The 3,916-nt window shown below is 63.6% G+C and carries 1 protein-coding gene and 3 pseudogenes; 1 reads left to right on the top strand and 3 read right to left on the bottom strand.

What is annotated here, in order from left to right; all coding sequences use genetic code 11:
* Nucleotides 1-696: 696 nt before the first annotated feature.
* A pseudogene (locus tag AB0N17_RS45475) lies at nt 697-1,437 on the bottom strand (glycosyltransferase family 39 protein); the annotation flags it as partial.
* A 328-nt stretch (nt 1,438-1,765) separates the two neighbouring features.
* Nucleotides 1,766-2,845: a glycosyltransferase gene (locus tag AB0N17_RS45480; RefSeq protein WP_366017563.1), complete on the bottom strand. Its 1,080-nt coding sequence runs from the start codon at nt 2,843-2,845 to the stop codon at nt 1,766-1,768.
* 343 nt (nt 2,846-3,188) lie between these two features.
* On the opposite strand from AB0N17_RS45480, the pseudogene AB0N17_RS45485 reads away from it, so the two are divergent.
* A pseudogene (locus AB0N17_RS45485) lies at nt 3,189-3,799 on the top strand (IS701 family transposase); the annotation flags it as partial.
* Here the strand turns inward: AB0N17_RS45485 and AB0N17_RS45490 are convergent.
* Nucleotides 3,788-3,916: pseudogene (locus AB0N17_RS45490) on the bottom strand (IS5/IS1182 family transposase); the annotation flags it as partial. The pseudogenes AB0N17_RS45485 and AB0N17_RS45490 overlap by 12 nt on opposite strands.

The raw sequence follows: 3,916 nt of genomic DNA on the forward strand, positions 1-3,916 counted from the left end.
CGGTTCGATGCGGCCGGGCACCGTCCTGGAACTGGCCGACAAGTACGGCGTACGACTGCCCGAGTCCCTCACGGTACGGGCGTAGACGATGGCGTCGCCTGGGCGGTGCTCCCTCGCGATGGTCTGAGCGACGTAGCGGTAGTCAATACCGATCCATGTGTGCGCGAACTCCTCGCGCTTTTGCAGCATATCGGGCAGGATCATCAGCGCCAGCCCGACTACGATCGCAATCTGGGTCTTCGCGGAGTGCACGGTGGCAATGCCAGCCCCTGCCAGCAGTGTCCAGCCGATCAGCGTGAACAGCAGGTAGCGGAAGAAGAAGTACGACACCGTACCTTGGGACAACAGCCACACCAGGGGGAGCGGGGCCACAGCGAGGGTAGCGGCGAAGAGCAAGCTCTCGTGCGTATGCGCCCACCGCCAGACGCGATCGGTAGTGCCCTCTTCCTTGCCCGCATGCTGACAATCGGTCCGCTCAGATTGCTGCCGCTTGCGCTGCTGGGGCGGGGTCTGCTCCGGTGCATGCTTCGCCGACCGTGACCAAGCCAGCAGTCCCAGCATGACGAGTGCACCGCACATCAGTTGCGAGCTGTACAGGTTCGGCAGCATCGTGAGCAGGTCATGCGCCTTCGGATGCGGGATCCAGCTCACATTGGAGGAGGCCTGACTCAACGCCCCGAGTGCCACCGGAGCGGGGCACACCAACCCCACCAGCAGAGCGCGACCGAACGGCAGCACGACCCTCCGGTCGTGACGCGCCCGCACGCTCACCAGCACAAGATGCGCTGTCAGCGCCGTGAGCGCCACTAGCTGCAGGAGCCCGATCGCCGCCACGCCCGCCGCGTACGCCACCCACCGATGCGTGCTGCCCGGCTGCTCGAGGGCACGCAGCAGCAACAGTGCAGACGCCGCTACCGCGCACATCACCATGGCGTACGGCCGCGCCTCCATCCCGTAGTGCGCCACCTCAGGAATCAGGGCGAACAAGGTGCCCGCCGCGACCCCCGCTCGCCAACCGAACAAGTGCTTTCCGCAGAGCGCGATACAGGCAGCCGCGGCCGCCATCGCCAGCACAGACGGCAGGCGCAATGCCAACACCGAGTCTCCCGCGATGCTGACCCACAGGTGCATGACCACGTAGTACGGCAACAGGGCCATGTCATAGTGCTGGGCTGTCTGCACCATGTGCCCGAAATCCCGCGTTGTCACGTACCAGGTGGTGAGTTCGTCCTGGAAAGGTTGCGGGTAGGTGACCGGCGTCAGACAGGCCACCAGTCCGAGCATCCCAGACCACACCCACGTCCGGTGTCTGGTGGCAAGGAATAGCCCCCAGCGCGTGGGAGCTTGGGAAGGAAAAGAGGGGTGCTGCTCTTCAGCCGCCTCCGGCAGCCCCGGTGACACGATCGGTGGCGCATCGGCACCAGATTTTTGTCGCATGAAATCACCTTTGGTGAAAAGGGATTGACGACGCTCATGCGTCAGCGGAGCGCACCCTACAATTTCCAGCAGTTCATAGCAGAGTTGGACCGGTGCGTGTTGCACCGCTTTTGTCCTGACCGGCCGACGACGGGCAGCGCTGCGACCGGACTATGCAATGAAAACATGAGGAATTGGCAGGACTTTCTCCTCGGCATCGAAGGAGCGCTCACATGAGACTGACGGGCAGTGATGGGGTGGCAGGCATGCCGTCCGTGACCACTGGCCGCCCTCCGCGCGGGCACAGCCCCCCTTGCGGTAGGCATCTCAAGTCCTGCGGAAATCGGGCTCAGTGAGTCGCCATGGCCTTGCCTCCTGGTTGGCGGATTCCAGTGATCCGTTGAGCGGCAAAGTTGCGGTTGATGACAGTTTGCCTGCGATAGGCATCCGGTAGATCGGGCATGGCAAGGAGACGGTCGCAGGCGCTCAGTGATCCTGCTGTATCACCCACCCAATAGGCGGTGATGGAGTATTCAAACAACAGACCCCATCGGTAGACCCAGGGTTGGATGAAGAGGATGTCATCAGGCATGTCTGTGTCCAACGCGGCGCGGACGAGGGCGTATGCCATCTGGTGATTGCCTCGTTGCCGCAGTCGCGAGGCGAGTTCGTAGCAGGCTTCCAGTCGCTGCGGCCGTGACTGCCATGCTGCCGAGAGTATGTCCATGGCCGTGGGCCAGTCACCCGTTTCTGCAGACAGGATGCCGGCTTGGAGCAGGGCGTAGTAGACCTCTTCTTCCCAGCCGCCCATGTCGGCCCGAAGCTTGTACAGACGGATGGCCTCGGCCGTTGTCCCCATGTCGCGCAGGGTCTGCGCCAAATAGAAGACCGTTCGGGTATTGCTCGGGTCGCGTTCCATCTCGGCGCTGAGCAGGCGTGCGTCGCGTTCGAATTTGTCTCGGCGGCTTCCGCCATCGGCATGGTCCTCGATGACGAGCGCGTCGAGATTTTTCTGGCTGTTGTGCCGGTCGCTGGTGATGTATTCGTGGGTGACGCCCTCGTAGCGCCAGAGGACGGTTCCGCGTACGAGGCGCTTGACGCGGTATTCGGTGGCCCCTTCGTGACGGAGCATGTAGGCGTCGGCAGTCAGCTTCGGCAACGGACCCTGTTTGCGCAGGACATGATCCGCGTCGAGAAGAAGGAGATAATTTGCCTTTCGGTGGGCGTGCCGGATGTTCATGGACCGGTTGTGGCCGAAGTTGACCCAGGGCTCCTCATGCAGCTCACCGGGGATCTTGTCCAGGGCAGAGCGAATGAGCTGCTGAGTGCCATCCGTTGACCCGGTGTCAGAGATGACCCAGGTATCGATCAGGTCGCGGACAGAGGTCAGGCAGCGTTCAATGACCGCTGCCTCATTCTTGACGATCATGCACAAGCAGATGGACGGCTTCACTGATCACCGAGTCCGTAGTTCCGTAGGAGAGGATACGAAAGGGCCGCGTAAGCACAGTCAGAGACTCTTCTGCTTCGGACATCTTATGAGCCGGGACGCCCCGAGAGCTCGTTCGCCACGTCTCCGGCTGGACGCCGTACGCGAATCGTCTGTGCTGCCCTCGTCACTAAGCCGTTGCGAAGCGTGCGGGGCATTCGGCAGCATGGACACGATCGAACTGCTCGGCACCATCAGGGGCCACGATCCCAAGCCGGTCATCGCACATAGTAGGACTCCGTTAGGTCTTCCGGTCGGGTCTGTTCGTGGGCATGTTGGATGGGTGGGCTCACATGAAGTGAATCGTGTGCGGGCCAGGTTGGCTCTCTACGTGGCCGATGTGTTCGCCTCGGTGCCGCGCAAGGACCAGCGGGCTAGGGCGACTGCTACCTGCGGGGACTGATGCTGGACGGCGGCCGCAAGTCGGTCCAGGCCATGGCAGCTCGGCTGCCGGACGGCAACGAGCAGAACCTTCAGCAGTTCGTGAACCAGTCCACCTGGGACCCGGTTCCCGTGCAGCGGCGGATCTGCGAACGGATGCTGCCGCTGATCACCCCGGCGGCCTGGGTGATCGACGATGTGTCGGTACCCAAAGACGGAAGAATGTCGGCCGCCGTGGCTGCGCAGTACTGCGGAGCCTTGGGCAAACGGGCCAACTGCCAGGTCGCGGTCAGCGTCCACGCCGCCACCGACACCGCTTCCTGCCCGCTGCAGTGGCGGCTGTTCCTGCCCAAGGAGTGGGCCTCGGACACCGACCGCCGGGCCCTCACCCGCGTCCCGCCCGAAGTCACGCACCGGGAGAAGTGGCGGCTGGCCCTGGACATGCTCGACACACTGGACTCGTGGGGCACGACGCCGCCCGTCGTGGTGGCCGACGCTGCCTACGGCGATCATCGACGCGCGGAGGTGGAGACCGGCGAGGTAGCTCTCGGGCGTCTTGTCGTATCGAGTGGCGATGCCCCGCCAGGCTTTCAACCTTGTTGATGAGCCGCTCGACGGTGTTCCGCTCCT

The sequence above is a fragment of the Streptomyces sp. NPDC051133 genome, from assembly GCF_040682635.1.
Classification (GTDB): Bacteria; Actinomycetota; Actinomycetes; order Streptomycetales; family Streptomycetaceae; genus Streptomyces.

Excerpts from the sequence above, each read along its gene's own strand:
- AB0N17_RS45480 (WP_366017563.1), bottom strand. The coding sequence starts at position 2,845 with ATGATCGTCAAGAATGAGGCAGCGGTCATTGAACGCTGCCTGACCTCT.